General features: G+C 69.1%; 20 protein-coding genes. 11 read left to right on the forward strand and 9 right to left on the reverse strand.

Features of this window, described 5'->3' with window-relative positions:
- Positions 1-13: 13 nt before the first annotated feature.
- A complete protein-coding gene (locus CHB84_RS18440; RefSeq protein ID WP_089302906.1) occupies positions 14-787 on the forward strand; it encodes a tyrosine-protein phosphatase in 774 nt (257 codons plus the stop codon).
- A 75-nt stretch (positions 788-862) separates the two neighbouring features.
- Here the strand turns inward: CHB84_RS18440 and CHB84_RS23635 are convergent, their stop codons facing one another.
- From CHB84_RS23635 to CHB84_RS18460, 4 genes are all read right to left on the reverse strand, one after another.
- Positions 863-1,327: an MFS transporter gene (locus CHB84_RS23635; protein WP_141134733.1), complete on the reverse strand. Its 465-nt coding sequence runs from the start codon at positions 1,325-1,327 to the stop codon at positions 863-865.
- A gap of 26 nt (positions 1,328-1,353) precedes the next feature.
- Positions 1,354-1,953, reverse strand: a complete 600-nt coding sequence (locus CHB84_RS18450; protein ID WP_089302907.1) for an ArsR/SmtB family transcription factor — start codon at positions 1,951-1,953, stop codon at positions 1,354-1,356.
- Between the two features lie 91 nt (positions 1,954-2,044).
- Positions 2,045-2,353: a hypothetical protein gene (locus CHB84_RS18455; RefSeq protein ID WP_141134734.1), complete on the reverse strand. Its 309-nt coding sequence runs from the start codon at positions 2,351-2,353 to the stop codon at positions 2,045-2,047.
- A gap of 101 nt (positions 2,354-2,454) precedes the next feature.
- Positions 2,455-3,297, reverse strand: a complete 843-nt coding sequence (locus CHB84_RS18460; protein WP_089302909.1) for a nitroreductase family protein — start codon at positions 3,295-3,297, stop codon at positions 2,455-2,457.
- A 283-nt stretch (positions 3,298-3,580) separates the two neighbouring features.
- On the opposite strand from CHB84_RS18460, the gene CHB84_RS18465 reads away from it, so the two are divergent.
- Together CHB84_RS18465 and CHB84_RS18470 are read left to right on the forward strand one after the other, a co-directional pair.
- The gene (locus CHB84_RS18465; protein WP_089302910.1) at positions 3,581-4,399 is read left to right on the forward strand and encodes a sigma 54 modulation/S30EA ribosomal C-terminal domain-containing protein; all 819 of its coding nucleotides are present in this window, start codon (positions 3,581-3,583) and stop codon (positions 4,397-4,399) included.
- A 60-nt stretch (positions 4,400-4,459) separates the two neighbouring features.
- Positions 4,460-4,822: an Hsp20/alpha crystallin family protein gene (locus tag CHB84_RS18470; RefSeq protein ID WP_089302911.1), complete on the forward strand. Its 363-nt coding sequence runs from the start codon at positions 4,460-4,462 to the stop codon at positions 4,820-4,822.
- A 42-nt stretch (positions 4,823-4,864) separates the two neighbouring features.
- On the opposite strand, the gene CHB84_RS18475 is transcribed toward CHB84_RS18470, so the two are convergent.
- Both CHB84_RS18475 and CHB84_RS18480 read right to left on the reverse strand, forming a co-directional pair.
- The gene (locus CHB84_RS18475) at positions 4,865-5,881 is read right to left on the reverse strand and encodes a DUF3048 domain-containing protein (RefSeq protein ID WP_176440035.1); all 1,017 of its coding nucleotides are present in this window, start codon (positions 5,879-5,881) and stop codon (positions 4,865-4,867) included.
- Between the two features lie 196 nt (positions 5,882-6,077).
- Positions 6,078-6,479: a hypothetical protein gene (locus tag CHB84_RS18480; RefSeq protein ID WP_089302913.1), complete on the reverse strand. Its 402-nt coding sequence runs from the start codon at positions 6,477-6,479 to the stop codon at positions 6,078-6,080.
- 392 nt (positions 6,480-6,871) lie between these two features.
- Between CHB84_RS18480 and CHB84_RS18485 the strand changes: the two genes are divergently transcribed.
- From CHB84_RS18485 to CHB84_RS18490, 3 genes are all read left to right on the forward strand, one after another.
- Positions 6,872-7,099: a hypothetical protein gene (locus CHB84_RS18485; protein ID WP_089302914.1), complete on the forward strand. Its 228-nt coding sequence runs from the start codon at positions 6,872-6,874 to the stop codon at positions 7,097-7,099.
- Positions 7,096-7,266 (forward strand): hypothetical protein, encoded by a 171-nt coding sequence (locus tag CHB84_RS23040; RefSeq protein ID WP_176440036.1) that lies wholly within the window; start codon positions 7,096-7,098, stop codon positions 7,264-7,266. The genes CHB84_RS18485 and CHB84_RS23040 overlap by 4 nt, the downstream gene beginning before the upstream one ends.
- A gap of 159 nt (positions 7,267-7,425) precedes the next feature.
- A complete protein-coding gene (locus tag CHB84_RS18490) occupies positions 7,426-7,830 on the forward strand; it encodes a hypothetical protein (RefSeq protein ID WP_089302915.1) in 405 nt (134 codons plus the stop codon).
- Positions 7,831-7,963: 133 nt separating this feature from the next.
- Here the strand turns inward: CHB84_RS18490 and CHB84_RS18495 are convergent, their stop codons facing one another.
- Positions 7,964-8,689 carry a spermine/spermidine synthase domain-containing protein gene (locus CHB84_RS18495; protein WP_089302916.1) on the reverse strand — a complete coding sequence of 242 codons (726 nt, stop codon included), beginning with the start codon at positions 8,687-8,689 and terminating at the stop codon, positions 7,964-7,966.
- A 78-nt stretch (positions 8,690-8,767) separates the two neighbouring features.
- The gene (locus tag CHB84_RS18500; protein WP_089302917.1) at positions 8,768-10,009 is read right to left on the reverse strand and encodes a lipase family protein; all 1,242 of its coding nucleotides are present in this window, start codon (positions 10,007-10,009) and stop codon (positions 8,768-8,770) included.
- Positions 10,010-10,192: 183 nt separating this feature from the next.
- On the opposite strand from CHB84_RS18500, the gene CHB84_RS18505 reads away from it, so the two are divergent.
- A complete protein-coding gene (locus tag CHB84_RS18505; protein ID WP_245818825.1) occupies positions 10,193-11,608 on the forward strand; it encodes a M24 family metallopeptidase in 1,416 nt (471 codons plus the stop codon).
- A 35-nt stretch (positions 11,609-11,643) separates the two neighbouring features.
- Here CHB84_RS18505 and CHB84_RS18510 read toward each other — a convergent pair whose 3' ends face one another.
- A complete protein-coding gene (locus CHB84_RS18510; protein ID WP_089302983.1) occupies positions 11,644-12,471 on the reverse strand; it encodes an alpha/beta fold hydrolase in 828 nt (275 codons plus the stop codon).
- A gap of 302 nt (positions 12,472-12,773) precedes the next feature.
- Between CHB84_RS18510 and CHB84_RS18515 the strand changes: the two genes are divergently transcribed.
- From CHB84_RS18515 to CHB84_RS18530, 4 genes are all read left to right on the forward strand, one after another.
- Positions 12,774-14,225, forward strand: a complete 1,452-nt coding sequence (locus CHB84_RS18515) for an aldehyde dehydrogenase family protein (protein WP_089302919.1) — start codon at positions 12,774-12,776, stop codon at positions 14,223-14,225.
- A gap of 20 nt (positions 14,226-14,245) precedes the next feature.
- A complete protein-coding gene (locus CHB84_RS18520) occupies positions 14,246-14,620 on the forward strand; it encodes a hypothetical protein (protein ID WP_089302920.1) in 375 nt (124 codons plus the stop codon).
- Between the two features lie 538 nt (positions 14,621-15,158).
- Positions 15,159-16,022, forward strand: a complete 864-nt coding sequence (locus CHB84_RS18525) for an MlaE family ABC transporter permease (RefSeq protein ID WP_245818826.1) — start codon at positions 15,159-15,161, stop codon at positions 16,020-16,022.
- Positions 16,023-16,145: 123 nt separating this feature from the next.
- A complete protein-coding gene (locus tag CHB84_RS18530; RefSeq protein ID WP_245818827.1) occupies positions 16,146-16,916 on the forward strand; it encodes an ABC transporter permease in 771 nt (256 codons plus the stop codon).
- The last annotated feature ends 11 nt before the right edge of the window (positions 16,917-16,927 follow it).

Consider the following 16,927-nt stretch of genomic DNA (forward strand, 5'->3'; position numbering starts at 1 on the left):
TGAGAATGGTCGTGTGGGTTGGATCGAACTGCACGGGGCCGCCAACGTCCGGGACCTGGCCGGGCTGCCGGCCGAGGACGGGCGTCGTGTCGCCGAACGGAAGCTGGTGCGCGCGGACAACCTGCGTGGCCTGTCGCAGGCGGACGTGACAACCCTCGTGCGGGAGCGGCGCGTCCGCACCGTGGTGGACCTGCGAACGCGCTCCGAGGTGCGTTCGGAGGGGCCCGGTGCGCTGACGGAGATACCGCAGGTACGCCACCTGTACCACTCGATGCTGCCCGAGGAGGACGGCTCCGCAGCCGACTCGTCCGACGCCCTGCTCACCAGGCGGGAGCGGATCCTGAGCAGGTACCCGGACGACTTCGTGTGCGGGATGTACCTCGGGTACCTGGCAGAGCGCCCGGACAGTGTGGTCGCCGCCGTCCGCTCGGTGCTGGACGACGAGGGCGCGACGCTGGTGCACTGCGCCGCGGGGAAGGACCGCACCGGTGTCGTGGTCGCACTGGCCCTGTCCGCCGCGGGGGTCGAACGTGACGCGGTGATCGCCGACTACGTCGCCACCGGTGAGCGCATCACGGCCGTGCTCGACCGGCTGCGCGCCTCACCCACCTACGCCGACGGTATCGACAGAATTCCCGTTGACGCGCACAGGCCGCGGCCCGAGACGATGGCGGCGTTCCTGGACGAGCTGGAGCGCCACTACGGGGGTGCGCGCGGCTGGCTGCGCAGGCACGGCGTCGACGACGACGAGATCGCGCGGCTGCGCGCCTACCTGCTCGACGACTGACCCGCGGGTTACCGGCGCCCACCCACCAGCGTCCCGGCGTGGAAGGTGGGAGCCGAAGGTGACACTTGGCTCCTTCTATGGAACCGAGGTCACCTTCGGCTCCCACTCCCGAAGAACCGGTACACCGAGTTCACCCGCCCCAGCAGGTGGTCGGGCACGATGCTCTGCCGCAGGGACACGGTGACCACGTTCCACTGCACCACGAAAGCCGATCACCAGCAGCATCAGCCACGCCAGCGCGGCGGGATCGGCGATGCTCGCCTGGTTGGCGAGCACGACCCCGGCGAAGGCGAGCATCGTGACGCCGCCCGCGACATCCATCCAGGCGACAAGCAGGCGCCGGTCCACCCGGTCGGTGATCACTCCCGCGGGCAGCGAGAACACCAGCCACGGCACCCGCACCGCCGCGGTGGCCAGCGCGATCAGCATCGGCTCCCGTGTGATGGCCGAGGCCAGCCACGGGATCGCGACCAGCCGCAGACCGTCCCCGAGGTTGGAGAAGGAGTGCGCGGACAGCAGCTTCCAGTAGTTCGCCCCCAGGCGCCCCTATTCCGGCGCAGGGCCGGTCACCCGTCCTCCCCGGCACCTTCCGGGCTGGGCAGGCTCGGGCGATCGGTCGGGTACAGCCCGACAAGCAGGCCGTAGCTGACCTCGCCCGACCGCGGTTCGCGGACGAACTCGTCGACGAGCTCGTGGAGCCTGCGTTTCCACTCCTCCGCGCGCTCGGCGGGGATCCGGACGTGACGCAACCCGACCGTCTGCGGTAACTGGGACCCGGCGGGTACGTGAGCGACCTCGGAGGAGGCGATCTCCATGGTGCGCTGGGGCTGGTTCGTGGCCTCCCCGATGCGGTCGAAGAGGAACACGCGCGCGGTGCGGCCGTAGTAGATCGCGTCGATCGCCCGAACTCGCTTGGTACGCACCACGCGCACCAGGCCCGCGTCGGCGAGCGTCTTGAGGTGGTGGCCGATGGTGCCTTTCGGCTTGCCGAGCGCCTGCGCCAGGTCGGAGGTGGTCGCTGCGCGTTCCAGCAGCAGGTTGACGATGTCGGCGCGGGTCTCGTCGAAGAGCGCGCGGTACTGCCGTGGATGGGTGAGCTCCAGCTGCTCGTCCAGGTCGTAGTCCGGCGCCGAAGTATGGTCGGCCGATGCCGTACAGTCTGCCATAGCAGAATGGTCGGCAATTACCGACCATATGTCAACCCTCGGTGGGTTCCGGAGGTGAGCGGGTGCGGAGCGGGTATGGGCCCGACCGCGTTCAGCTCACCTGCGACGATCCCGACGCGAGTACGATCGCCAGCTCACCCGCCGGTAACCTGCGGCTCCGGGGAGTGGCGCGGAGCGCCTCGCGGTGCGCGCGGGCGATCTGGTCCGGCGCGCTTCCCGGCTCGCGCGCCTCGCCTGCGGTGAGCCCGAGCATGTCCAGCAGCTGCTCGAGGTCCCCGGAGTCCGTAGCGTGTGCGGCGACGGTCCGTACCGCCCGGGAACGCTCCGCATCGGTCGTCCCTGGCGGGCCCACCACGGCCTGCGGGTTCTGCTCGTTGTGCACGGCTCCATGGTCGCTCACCGGGCACCGCGGGCACAGTGGCCGAAAGTCCCTGGTTACAGGGTCCGTGTCCCCGGATCCGGTTCGGCGTGCCGGGGTGACGGGCCGAGGCGCACCTGCGGTCAGCGCACCCGCAGCAGGACGTGGCGGATAGAGCCGTTGCGGGCACGCGACGCGGGCGCGACCCGCGACTCGCAACTCAACCCGAGCTCGGTCGCCAGGAGCGACACCGTGCTCAACGCGAGGCCGGCGCGTAGCCGTGCCTCCCGCTGATCGGTCCGCGTCGCCAGCGCGAACCACCGTTGATCCGGGGTCCGTGGTGTCTCGTCCGCGGGGAGCCGGGGTTGCGGCACGCGGATATCCGCGGCGGTACCCGCAGAGCGGGCCGGGCCGCCGGGACGGTCGAGATCCGGGTGATGGTGGATCGGGGTGAGCATGGTGCCCGCGACGGGGGGATACGCGCGCAGCGCCTCGATCCGGTCCGCGCGGCGGCCCGCGGCGGCGCGTTCCGGGCTCGCCGCGCGCGCGGAACCGTCGTGGTAGCGGCGTGCGATCGCTGCGGCCAGCCGGATGCTGTCGTCGGTCGGCTCTGCTTCGTGCAGGTATACGCGCGCGATGATGGCGAGCCGCGCTGCCGGGAACGGCACGACGGTGGCGGCCCAGCCGAACGCCGCGAAGGCGACCATCAGATGGTGCAGCGCGGCACCGCAGCTGACCAGCACACCCCGGTTCTCGCTGGTGCCGGTCCGCCGGGATACGGCGTGCAGCTCGATGGTCGTGCCCGTGACCCGGCAGTGCCACGGCCGATCGTGCAGCATCGATGGAGCGCACGCGGCCAGCATCACCGCTGACTCCACTGTGGAATGATTGGGAATCTCCCCTGCGAGCGGTTGAGCGGTGTAGCGCACTGTGGCGTTCAACGTATCGAGAACGTCGGGCGGTGGCACGGTGTGTGAGACCGTCATCGCACCCCTCCAATCGCTATCGATCACAGCACGCCGTTCGGGCCCCGGTACAGGGTTGTTTCACTTCCCGTGCGAACGTGTATCTGTTCCGTAATAGCCCGTGCGCGGGGGCGCGGCCCGGTGCCACCGTGGCGCGGTGCCTCCCTCCGGCAGAACCGGCGAAGGTCCGCCGCGGTGAGGGCATTTCGACCCTTCCGGGGCCTGCAGACCGACGGTTACGTTCCTTCTATGCGCTGGGCGTGCTGACCTGCACCGACCGCGCGCCGCCAGCTGGAGGAGCACCATGACCGCGACACTGCCGCACGCGACCTACCGCCCGGTGCCGGACGTCCGGGTGACCGTGCGTGGGGCGGTGGAGAGCGGCACCGCCGACTACGCGGCCGCGCGCATCGCGGAGTTGATCACCGGTGATGCCTTGCCGGTGCTGGCGGCACGGGTCCGGCTCACGCGGTACTGGGAGGTCGCCGTGACGGGGCCGGTCATCGCCCAGACGAACGTGGACATCGACGGGTGGTTCGTCCGCGCACAAGCGAGCGCGCCGACCGGTCCGGACGCTGTCGACCGGGCCGTCGAGCGACTCCGGGAGCGGGTCGTGCGTGTCGCGGAGCTGCGCGGTGCGGGTTGGGGAGACAAGCTCCGGCACAGCGTCCGGGGGCGGGATGAGCTGACGATCCAGCGCATGGTGGGTGCGCGCCGCTCAGTGCGCAGTCCCAGCACGATCCGTACCAAGCGATGTCTCCCGGTCGTGTGCAGCGTGTCCGATGCCGCGTTCGACATGGACATCCGCGACTACAACTTTCACCTGTTCACCGAGCGGGAGAGCGGCCGGGACAGCGTCCTCTGGCGTGACGGCAGCGGCGGTACGCGCCTCACCCATGGATCGCCGAGCGACCGTCATCGCAGCCGTGCGGCCCAGGACCCGGTCAGCTCCGGCGCGCTCGATGCGCCCGTGATCTCGCTGAGCACGGCCGAGCACCGGCTGGGCGCAGGCCGGTTGCCGTTCATCCCGTTCGTGGACATCGACACCAAGAACGTGAGCGTGCTCTACCGCCGCTACGACGGCCATTTCGGGCTGCTCACCGCGCAACCGGCCACCCGGTAACCACCGGCGCGTGCGGCGGAGCCGTGCGCGCCGGTGATCGACAATGAGGATGGACAAACCATGACCGTGACCAGCCAGTCACAGCACGACACGGCGAAGGTGAGCGGGAATGCCGACCGGCCGGGCCCCGGGTACCCACCCGAGCTCGGTCACGTCGAGGAGTACTACACCGATGGCATGTACCTGGTTCACGTGACCGTTCCGGCCACGGGCTCGAAGGAGGACATCACGATCAGGACCTCCGGGGACGCCCTGATGGTCACCATGAGGTGCGCGAGGGCACGGCACGGCGCGCTCACCAGGAGGGTCGGCCTGCCGCCCGGCGCGGACACCGGTGGTATCAGGGCCAGCTACAAGCCGGGGATGCTGGAGGTCCGGGTTCCGGTCGTGGCGGTCGGGCAACGCGGTGATGTGGCGAGCTGAGCCGTTCGCTGCCGGTTCCGGCCTGTGAGCTCGAGCGGCCCGTCAGCCGGTGGTCACGCCCGTGGACGGTCGGGGTAGCTCGACCCATGTGTTGCCGGGCGCGAGCTGTAGCTGCTCCCCGTCGTCGGTGCGCAGCTCGAACCGTTCGTTCTCGCCGCCCTTCGACCAGGTACCGGTCACGGAGGAACCGCCGGACAGGGCCACGAACGACCCCTCGCTGTCGACGAGGTCCTGGATCGGCACCGGTTGCCCTCCGCCGTCGCCGATCTTGCCGGTCTCCGCCTCGGCCTCGATGACGACGACGTTGGTTGCGCTGACCCGCTCACCGCCGGCCATCTCGTGTGCCCCGCGCTGGTGCTCGCGAAGGTACTGGCCGTTCTCCTCGTCGTAGGTCCACGTGATCGGGGAGCCACCGCCGTACGCGAGCTGCACCGATGCGCCGGAACCACCAGCCTGCTCGGCTGAGCTGGCCTCGTCCCCGGCCGGGTAGGAGAAGTACGGCTCGGGCGGCTCGGAGAAGTCCGTCAGGCCGAGCAGCTCGGGGGGATGGGCGAAGACGTGATCGGGCTGTGGACGTTCCTGGTTCAGGGTGTAGGCATTGCTTCCGGAGACGCGCTGGGTGCCGAGGTCGTCGAGCTCACCGGCGCCGTAGACGTAGTCCATGATCCACTCGGAGCCCATCGTGTTGCCGAAGGCTGGAGCTATCGGCCCGAGCAGGGGTGCGTCGGCGGGCCGCACCGAACGCACCGGACCGACCTCGTCGGGGAGGTCCGAGTGGAACACGGCGGCCAGCCGCGTGTAGTTCACGCCGAGGAACTCGACGAACACGATGTCGGCACGGTCCACGCCCACCTGCGGGTGGGCCTGCTCGACGTCGGAGACCTTGACCGCCACGGCCGGGTGGTCGAGGTCGGACTCGTCGTCGATCGCCTCACCGGTCAGCGGGGCACGCGGCGGTTCGGGTTCCTCCGTCTCCTGGGCCGTCGGTTCCGGCTGGGACGGTTCCGGGTCGTCGTCACCCAGAAGAACCACGAGGCCGATCACCGCGGCTGCGCCCATGGCAGCCACGATCAGGACAGCAAGGAGACTCTTCGCGCGACCGGTCACCATCGCCTCACTTCGTCCGGGGCAGCGGCAGCGGTGATCCTACCGCGCGTTGCGGGGTCGTGCCTGCCGTCGACATGCCTGCCGGGGAGGCGTTCCGGCGTGGCGGCATGGGGGCGTGCGCCGTGCCCCTGGTACGTGGGGAAGGGGACTACACGCGGGCCGTGTGCGGTGTCTGATCGACGTACCGGGGCACGCTCCTGGCTTCCATGCGGTAGCGCAGCGCCCGCCGTAGTTGTGCCGGTGTGAGCCCGGCGAGCTCGGCGAACTGCTCCACGGACATCGGTTCGTTGCGCCACCGTTCGGATACGCGCTGGAGCTTAGCCGTCCACAGCTGCTCGTCGAGCCAGTTGCGCAGGCCGTGCGCGACGAGTTCCTCGCCGTGCTCGGGGCAGCACGCGTGGGTCAGACGCCTGCCGTCCAGCTCGGGCTCGGTCGGATGGAGGTAGCCGGAGTCGGGGACTTCGACCGGGTGGAGCCGAGCGACGGGGCATGCGCAGTACTCGCACGTGACGTCGGCAGGCCGCGCGGAAGCTTGGTCACGAAACTGCATGGGCAGCCCTTTCCCACGTCGTCTTCGGATAGTCGTGGAGGGCCGCCGAGGTCCGGGGCGACCGGCGCCTGCTGGCCGCTACCGGCGAGAACGAGCGGCGGCCGAGGCGCGCTGGAACCACCATAATAGGTCGTGGCCGGTCCGGCCGTATACGGCGAACGGGTGAACATGCGGTGTCGTGTGTCCGGCGGGTGCTTTCCCCTGCCACACGAAGCCGAGGCATATCGCGTTTCCCGCGAGTCGGTCGATGTTCGCGGTCGAGGTCGATCGGTGGCCGGCACGAGGAGGATCGTCGCGGGGACGAACGTCCCGAACGGCGCGACCTGAATGCCCTTCCTGCGCGAGCGCTGCTCCGGACACAGTAGTTCTCGAACATCGTCGAAGGAGCACGGATGGCAGGCTGGACAGACGCCGACCTCGCGGTACTCGAGCGTGCACTGAGCACCGCTCCCTCAGTGCACGACACGATGCCGTGGGTCGTGGAAGCCGGGAGCGACCGCGTGGATCTGTTCGAATGGACCGACCGGCCGCTCACCACCGCGCCGACGGAGCCCTCCAGCGAGAGCTCGCCGCGTGGACAGGTGCTCGGGGCTCGCATGCTACGGGAAGCACCACCGTGAGTGGGGGTGACGCGTTGCCGTGGGCGGGTCTCGTGCGCCCCACGACCCGGATTCCGGACGTTCCCACGCTGGCCGGGCGGTACGCGGCCGAAGCCGAGCGGGAAACTTCGCCGCGCAACCTGCGCGGTTACCTGCGTCGAAACGAGACTCGCGGGGCCATGCGGTGAGCATCGACGCGTCGAGCCCGCGCCGGCCAAGCGGTTCCTGTGCCGCGGGGCGCGTGACGGTCGCAGCGCGACGGTGGTACGGGCCGTTAGGCCGGTCGGTGTGCGACGCGTGATCGTGAGTGCGAGACTACCCGCGGGCGAAACGAAGGGACGGGTCGAATGAGCGAGAGCACGATCACGGTGCGGCGGTTGACCGCGCTTTCCGGCGCGCTGCGCGTCGGGGTGGGGCTGTTCGCGCTGGCCAAGCCGAACACGCTGGTGACCCTGTGGGTGGGGCGCCTCCGCCCGCAGAAGTCGAGCGCGGTGCTCGGGAGGGCCCTCGGCGCGCGGGATGTCGCCATCGGCGCCGGCACGGTCACCAGCGCGTTCAGCGACCAACCGGTGACGGGTTGGCTCGTGGCCGGCGGCACGGCCGACGCCGTGGACGCCCTGGCCACCGTCGGCTCCTGGCGACGGCTGCCGCGTGTCCGGCGCGGTCTCGTGCTGGCGGCGGCCGGAGGCTCCACGGCCGCGGCGGCTGCGCTCGCCGCGTTGGTCGCATGGACGGAGGGCACGGGTCGCTGAGCTTCCGGGGCGCCCGGGGAGTACGGGGCATTCCCGGGGAGTGCTCGGACCTCCGCGCCCGGTCGCATGGGGACGGGATATGGCGACCGGACGCCACGACGCCGCTGCCGGTGGTGCAGGCGCGGGATTGGCGCTACTGCGGGTGCGTCCTTGCGAGGTAGACGGTCGCGGTCGCCTCGCGGCCCTGCAGGGGGTTGGGGAACCGGACGACCTCGGCGCCTGCCTCGGCGAAGCACCCGGTGAGCGCTTCGGTGAACTCGTCGTCCGGCGGGTCGTTCGACCAGAGCGTGAACACCCCGCCGGGACGCAGGTGTGCCGCGAGGCGGCCGAGGCCCTCGGCCCGGTAGAACCCGGCATGGTCGGGGTGCAGCAGGTGACGCGGGGAATGGTCGATGTCGACGAGGACGGCGTCGAAGGTGCCGTTGTCCGTGGCGCCGGGCCGCAGGCCCGAACCCTGCTCGAGCAGCGTGAAGAAGTCGCCGTGCAGCATCGTGCACCGCGGGTCGGCTGCCAGCTCCGCACCGGCGGGAACCAGTCCACGCCGGTGCCACTCGATCACCTCGGCGAGAGCGTCGACGACGACCAGGGAACCGACCCGTTCGTCCCGGAGTGCGGCCAGCGCGGTGTAGCCGAGCCCGAGGCCGCCTACGGCGATGTCGAGCCCGGCTCCGCTCAGTTCCTCTAGCGCCCGGTGTGCGATGGCCTCCTCGGCCACGGTGAACAGGCTCGACATCAGGTACTCGTCATCGAGCTTGACCTCGTAGACCTCGCTGCCCACCGTGCCGTCCCAGCGCCGGCGCAGCACCAGCTCGCCCATCGAGGTGTGCCGCCAGTCCAGCTCCTGGAACCGCGCGCTCATCGGGTTTGCCGCTGTCGTGGGGTCATCCACGAAGCTTAACGGGCCGTCGCCGGGAGGCAGGTGGGCGGAGGTGCTACGTCAGAACGTGCCGCAGTTGCCGAGGTGCGGGAACGAGGAGAAGCGCGCCTCCAGCCAGTTGAACGCGGTGATCGATGCCTCAGGGACAGCGCCGACATGCGTCGGTGAGGCCAGTGTCTTGAACCGGACGTTCGCGCCGCGCTCGCACCAGTCGCGCGCCATCTGCCTGCCCTGCTCGTAGGGCACGATGTCGTCGACGCGGGAGTGCAGCACCAGTGTGGGTGCCTCCGGCGCGGTCCTGCCGAGCCGGTTCTCCGCCACGCGCGACCGGTAGGGCTCCTCGTTCAGGTAGTCGGTGAGCGACCTGCCGTCGGCCGTGAGGTCCTCGGAGCGGGTGAAGGCGTGCTTGGGCAGGGTCTCCTCGACGCACTCCTGCCGGACCTCGTCGGCCAGCTGCCGGCCCTCCTCGTTGAGCAGCGACTCGATATCGAGCTCCGGGTAAGCCGAGTCGAAGCCCAGCACGGCATAACCGAGCAGGCCCGCCGCGTGCCCGCCGTCGAGGCTCTCGGCGACCGAGGAGAGCTCGGCGGGCGGCGCTCCCGCGTAGCTGCCGCGCAGGTCGAGCTCGGGCGCGTAGTCGGGCGCTCGTTCGGCGGCGGCCGCCGACGCTCCGCCACCCTGCGAGTAGCCCGCCGTCGCGACGGGACCCGACCCGGGAAGTCCTGCCTCGGACAGACCCTGCGCCGCGCGGATCACGTCGAGCACGGCGTGCGCCTGCGGTTCGCGGATCACGTAGGTGTGGTCTCCGGGAGTGCCGAGGTTCTGGTAGTCGGTGACAGCCACCCCGTAGCCGCGCTCGAGCAGCCCGGAGATGAACGCGCTCTCGTACTCGGTGCCGTCCTCCATGCGGCGCGACGGGGCGCACTCGTCGCCCATGCCCTGCGTGCCCGGGGCCAGTCCCACGACCGGGCGCGGACCGATGCCGAACCACGGGTCTCGCGGGGTCAGCACCGTCCCGGTGACCGCCATCGGGTCACCGTCCACATCAGTACTCAGGTACATGATCCGGTGTGCGTCCGCCGGTGACTCGAGACCTTGTGCGGGGTCGAGGTGGAAGGGCATCTCCTCGTGCCGGATGACATCCCCTGGCTGCCCGTCCGGCAGCGGGGACGGCGGCTGGTAGAACGACCCGGACTCCGCCGTCGCGGCGCCCGTGCCGGTCAGTGCCCCTGTGAGTACGGCCGCCGCCGTCACGGCTGTGGTCACGGACAGCGCCGTGGCCCGGTGCGCTGTGCGTCGCATGGCTACTCCTCTCCGCGTGCCCGGCTGCTCGCGCGAGCCGCTCGCTGTGCTGTCCCGACCAACGGCGGCCTCGACGGCCGGATACGAGCCCGTTACCGAGAGCTCCGGAACTTGTCAGCCGGACACAACTCTCGCGACCGAGTGACTCTCGGGGATAACGAACGCCGGTGCACGGTCGGCTGCGTGGCCGCGCCGGGAGCGGAACCGCGCGAGGGGAGCGCCCGCGTGTTCGCCCGCCGTCGTGGCTGCGTTCCTGGCATGCTGACGCTGTTGCCCGATGATGGATACTCGGTGGCGGTCCGGACACCGTCGGCCGGTCCGGCGAAGGAGGGCGGAGCCACGGGAGACGACCAGCAACGGACTGACTTCCCCGCGTACGCGTCGAACGTCACCGGGCTGGACAGCGGGCCGGGCAGGTCCTGGCTCACCGCGGACGCGATCGCGGCTGTGCGGGACGAGCACGACCGCGCGTTCGACGACGCCGAGTACGAGCAGCGGTTGACCAGCGTGCGCGACCGGATGGCGCGCGGGGGCATGGACGCGATGCTCGCGTTCCGGCCGTCGAGCGTCGAGTACCTCTGCGGGTACCACACGGCCGAGACGGCACCGCAGCCGTTGCTGGTTACCGGGTCGGCGACCTACCTGTACGTGCCCGACCTCGAGCTGGGGCGTGCGCTGGCCAGCGCCCGGGTCGACAACGTCCGTTACTGCGGCTACGCGGACGCGCTACGCGGGCTGGAGGCCTTCCTCGAGCACGCGGCCGGTGTGCTGCCCGCGGGGGCTCGGGTGGGTATCGAGGTCGGTCACGCGTCCACACCGCCGCACGCTGTCGAGTACCTGCGGGGCAGCCGTGTCACGGTGGTCCGTGGCGAGCACCTGGTGGAGACGGTGCGGCTGCGGCTGTCCGAGGCCGAGGTCCGGTGCGTCGCGGAGGCGGCGGAACACACCCGGGCGGGCGTCGACGCGGCCGTCGCGGCGGCGCGCGAGCCGGAGGCAACCGACTCGTCCGTCGCGGGCGCGATCTCGGCCGCCCTGTTCGACGGCGCGAACTCCGCATCGGCGTGGGGACCGGTCGTGGCCACCGGTGTGCGCGGTGGCATCCCGCATTCCAGCTGGTCGCATCGGCGGCTCGGCCCCGGAACGACGTTCCTGGAGTTCTCCGGGGCGCATCACCGCTACCACGCTCCCGTGATGCGTACGCTGGCGCACGGTCCACCGGGCCCGGACGAGCGGGTGCTCGCGGAGCTGGCCGAGACCGCGGTGGCCGCGGTGCTCGACACGGCACGGGCCGGGGTGTCCTGCGCGGACGTCGCGAACGCCGCCGCTGCCGCGCTCGGGCCGCTACCGGACGGCGTCGTCTTCCACCACCTGTTCGGTTACCCCGTCGGGCTGGCCCACAAGCCACACTGGATGGACGGTGCCCCCTTCTACATCACAAGGGACAACCCCGAGCCGCTGGAGGCGGGGATGGTGTTCCACATCCCGGCATCGTTCCGGTACCTGGGCAGGTGCGGCGTCGGGTTGAGCCAGACATTCCTCGTGACCGAGACGGGTGCGCGGGTGTTGACCCACGGCGCGGCACAGCTGACCGTGCTGTGACCCGGCACGCGGTGGTGCCGAGGTACCGGTAGGCGTCACCGCTCGTTCGCGAGAAACTCCTTGAGCGCGCTGAGCAGCTGCGTCGGGGCGTCCTCCTGCACGAGGTGGCCTGCCCCGCGCAGCCAGCAGATCCGGGCATCCGGGATCGCCGCGGCCAGCTGCTCCCCTTTCTCGGGCGGTAGCCACGTGTCGCAGGTTCCCCAGCACACGAGGACCGGCAGGTCCAGGCCGCCGTAGCTGTCCTGGATGTCGTTGGTGTAGCTCTCGTCTCCCTGGGCCATCTGGCGGTAGAACGCGGCCTGCCCTTCGTCGCCGAGCCACGGCGCCAGGTACGCCGACAGCGTCCCGTCCGCCAGGCCACGGTGGCTCGCGGTGCCGACGTAGGCGCGCAGCGCCCCCTCGTGCACCTCGGTGGGCAACTGCGGGAACACGTCCGGGTTCTCCCGAACGAGCCGGAACAGGCCGGTGCCCCACGGCGCGTGCGCGACGGCGTCGACGAGCGCGAGCCGCTCGTAGTTCGCCTCGTGCAGTAGGTGGGCGCGCAGTGCGACGGCGCCACCGAAGTCGTGGGCGACGACAGCGGGTCGCTGCAGCCCCCAGTGACTGAGCAACTCCGCGAAGATCAGGGCTTGCGCGCGGGGCGAGACATCCTGACCGGCATGCTTGTCCGAGGCTCCGTAGCCGAGCATGTCCCAGACGTAGACTTCGTGATCCGCTGCCAACGCGGCGGCGACGTCACGCCACACATAGGACGAGAACGGTGTGCCGTGCAGGAGCACGACGGGCGGTCCGGCACCGAAGCGGTCCCACCGCACGATGCCGTCGCGGGTCTCGTAGCCCTGTGTCAACGTCCAGTTGTTCATGCTCGGCATAACCCCACGAGGGTAGAGGCATTCCGGCCGCACGGCTACCCGGACGCAGTTCGGGCAACGAGTCGCGGTGCCGACGATCGCCCCGCCCATGAACGTGTCGCAGGCTGTCTCGCTGGGCAGCGCGTAGGTCACACCGGGTCCGGGAGTGTCCCGTGAAACCGCGACGGGAACTGCGGCGCCGGCGAGACCGTCCTAGAATTTAACAAGAACTATAAAATGCGCTAGACTGTGTACGCGAGTGCTCGTGGTGCGCGCAACGGCCATGAGATGCCCCGGACGCAAGGGAGTAAGCGGTGAGCTCAGAAACCTCGACCGCACCGGTCACGGACGAGGCCGCCGGTGGCGGTGCTGGCGTAACCAGCGGTGCGGCAGTGCGACCGGCGGACATCGAGGAAGCCGTTCAGGCGCAGCGGGCGACGTTCGAGTCGGGCCGTACGCGCGATGTCGAATGGCGCGTACGCCAGCTGCGGGCGTTGGAGCGCCTCCTCGAAGACACGGAACGTGAGATCGCCCAGGCACTGTGGGAGGACCTGGGAAGGCCGTACGGTGAGGCCTGGCTCGGCGATATCGCCTCGACAAAGGCCGAGGCGAGGTTCGCGCGGAAACGCGTACGCAAGTGGAGCAAGCGGCACCGTACCCGGGTCTCGATGCACTCCCTACCGGGACGGGCCTGGTACCAGTACGAACCGCTCGGGCTCGTACTGATCATCGGACCGTGGAACTACCCGATCTACCTCTCCCTCGGCCCGCTGGTCGCCGCCCTCGCCGCGGGCAACTGTGCGGTCGTCAAGCCCTCCGAGTACGCGCCCGCGTGTTCCGGGTTCCTGGCGCGGATGCTGCCGCGGTATCTCGACAGCGATGCCGTGGTTGTGACCGAGGGGGATGCCGACGTGACCCAACGGCTTCTCGCCTGCGGGTTCGACCACGCGTTCTTCACAGGTGGCACGGAGATCGGCAGGCGGATCATGTCCGCGGCTGCCCCGCACCTGACGCCCGTCACGCTGGAGCTGGGCGGGAAGAGCCCGGTCATCGTGACGCGGCACGCGGATGTCGACGTCGCCGCGCGGCGCGTCGCCTGGATGAAGCTGATGAACTCCGGCCAGACGTGCATCGCGCCTGACTACGTACTGGTGGACGGCGCGGTACGGGACCGTTTCGTCGGTGCGTTGACCGACGCGATGCGTGAGTTCGCGTCGAGTGCCGGTGGAGGTACGTTGCGCATCGTCAACGAGCGGCAGTTCGACAGGCTCGCGACGATGCTCGAGGGTACGGACGGGGAGATCGTGCTCGGCGGAAGGACCGACAGGTCCGCGCTGGGCATCGAGCCGACGGTCGTCGTGGATCCTGACCCGGACTCGGGCGTGATGAGCAGCGAGATCTTCGGGCCCATCCTGCCTGTGCTCGGTACCGACTCGCTCGACGACGCGGTCTCCTTCGTCAACGAGCGGCCGAAGCCGCTGGCCTGCTACCTGTTCAGTGACTCGACCGGCGAGCGCGACCGCGTTCTGGACCGTGTCAGCAGCGGAGGTGTGGTTGTCAACCATGTCGCCATGCACTGCCTGGAACCGCACCTCCCGTTCGGTGGCGTCGGCGACAGCGGCATCGGCGCGTACCACGGCCAGTGGGGATTCGAACGGCTCAGCCATCGTAAAGCTGTCCTCACCAAACCCGCCCGCCCCGATCCGTCGATCATGTACCCGCCGTACAGCAGGTTGAAGCTCGCCGTACTGCGGCGCTTCTTGTAGCCCGGGAAGGAAGCAGCGCCATGCGATGGTTGGCGTCGGTCGACCCGCCCGCCGTGCTCCGCGGAGCATCGAGTGGCTTCACGGTCCTGGTCATCGGCGGTCTCGCCGCGCCCGTAGTGGTTGGCGTCGTGCCCGCCGCCGGAATGGTCTGGCTTCCTCTCGTGGCCGTCGTGGCCTTCGTCGTGGCGGCAGCGCGCGGCGGGTCGCACCGCGTCCCCGCCGTCCAGGGAGCGACGGCGGCGCTAACGGCATACCTGCTCGTTCTCCCGCTGGTCGTGCTCGTCACGAGAAGTGTTGACCTGGTGCAGATCGCCACTACCGCGTCCACCGCCGTGCTCGTCGGCGCCGGTGCCGGGTACGTGCACGTAGCGTGGTTCACCAGGGCGCCGCGGTAGCAGGGATCGCAGGCCCGGTGAGATTTAAAAATCTATATTCTATTTTAAAAATATGGTCGTTGTTGTGGCGATCGGTGTCTCGCGAGGTACCGAGGGAATCGGCGCGCGGGTACAGGTCGTGCCTTCTGGTCACGGGTGACGTTCGGCGGGTAACGGTGCGTCACGCGGCGGGGCGTGCCCCGGCCGCCGGGCTTCGGCGATACCGAGACATCGGCAGTGCAGGCGGAGAACGGTGCGGGTAGCTGGTTCGGCTTCCTGCTGAGTCGTAGGCTGCCGAGGCGGCGCCCTGTATGCAGTGGATGTTGCGTGGTAGCTTATAATAGGATAAATTAAGCACACACTGAGACATGGCCCCCGGTGAGAGGCGGTCGAGTGGGCCGGGTAGGAGAGCCTCGTACCGCACGCGCCGAGGTAGGTGGGGCGCCATCCGAGTGCGGCCTCACGTGCGCCGGATGCCTCTCGTGCGCCCCGTGCGGCGCCGTACAGGAACGACCAGGCATCAGAGGACAGACAGTACGGAACACCGTGGGAGGGTTCTATGACTTCGGCCGCTGATACCGGGGAGCAACAAGGCGATGAGCAGCCGGCGTCACCCGCACGTCAGCGGACGACTCGCTGGATGGGATCGGTTGCCGTGCCGATCGCGGAGGCGGGCGCGATGGCGATTTTCAGCGGCAAGACCATCTGGTCAGCCCTTCGGTATCCTCTAGGCTATTGGGGTGAGGTGCGGGACCAGATCTTCCTGACCATCAAACTGTGCTGGTTCCCGCTGATTGTTTCCACCACAGTGTTCGGTCTCGGTGCGGGCGGCATCCAGGCGGGACATTTGACCACGCTTTTCGGCGTCCCGGAGCGTCTGGGCGGACTGGCAGTGCTGGGTAGTATCCGGGAATTCGCGCCATGGATCAATGCCATGGTGATAGCGGGTGTGATGGGAACCGCGATCACCGCGGATCTGGGTGCGCGCCGAATTCGAGAGGAGCTCGACGCCATGCAGGTGCTCGGCGTGGATCCAATCCGGACGCTGGTCGTACCCCGGGTTGTCGCCATGACCATCGTTACTGCGCTGTTCAACCTTGTAGCGCTCGTGTTCGGCGTCATCGGAATCTTCATCGGGGCCGTGGCGATCAGTGGAGCCAGTTCCGCCGGGTTCTACTCGCAATTTTTCGCCAACGCCACGACGACGGATGTGTGGGCGAGTGTTGCCAAGACCGCGATATTCGGACTCATCGTCGGACTCGTGTGTTGCTACAAAGGCTACCTCGCGGGAGGTGGACCGATCGGCGTGGGCAGGGCGGTCAACCAGGCTGTGGTTATCGCGTTCGCGGCCATATGGATATTCAACGCGGTGTTCACGACCATACTTCTTGGCCTGAACCCCCACATGATGGTATTCAAGTGAGGATCGGCGACTATGACGCGCGCAGTGCGGCACGGAGACGGTAACGACCGGCAACCCGAAGGGAACGGGGCGCGCCGGAACACCGCACACGTGGATGTCACCCCGTCCGGGGTGGGGCGCCAAGTGCGTGCCGTCCTGACCACGGGCGGAGAGATCATCCGGTTCTCCGGGCAGGTGCTTCGCTCCCTTCCGGATCTCCGGCATCACAGTGGAGAGATCCTCAGTCAGGCAGCCATTCTCATACTCTCCAGCGGTCTCATCATCTGGATGATGCAGTTCGTCATGGGGTACCAGTGTGGTTTGGAGGGCAAGTACTTCTTCGACCAGCTCGGGGCTCCACTGTATTCCGGCGCGTTCAGCTCGTGGTGCCTGTTGCGCGAGATGGTGCCGTACATGTTCGGTTACATCTTCGCCGCGAAAGTGGGATGCGGGTTCGTCGCCGAGATCGGCTCCATGCGGATCGCGGAAGAGATCGACGCTATGGAGGTCATGGGAGTAAAGTCCAGGAGCTACCTCGTGGGTACGCGCATACTCGCCGCCTGGATCGCGGTCCCGTTCCTGTTCCTCGTCGGCGTGGGGGTCGCGTATGCAGGCGCCTACCTGGTCAACGTCTACATGCTCAGCGGCGTGTCGGAAGGTACGTACGAGTTCGTTTTCTGGCTCTTCCAGAATCCGGTCGATCTGACGTTCTCACTGGTCAAGGTCATGGCTATGGCCACGGTAATCATATTTGTCTCGTGCTACTACGGGTACACGGCTACGGGCGGGCCAGTAGGCGTGGGAAAGAACACGGCGAAATCGATGATACTGAACCTGCTGTTGATCCACGTTGTCGGGATGCTGATGACGCAGTTCCTATGGGGCGTCGACCCGAACGCTCCCATAGCGAACTGAAGTCGCAGGAA

Source organism: Haloechinothrix alba (genome assembly GCF_900188115.1).
Lineage (GTDB): Bacteria > Actinomycetota > Actinomycetes > Mycobacteriales > Pseudonocardiaceae > Haloechinothrix > Haloechinothrix alba.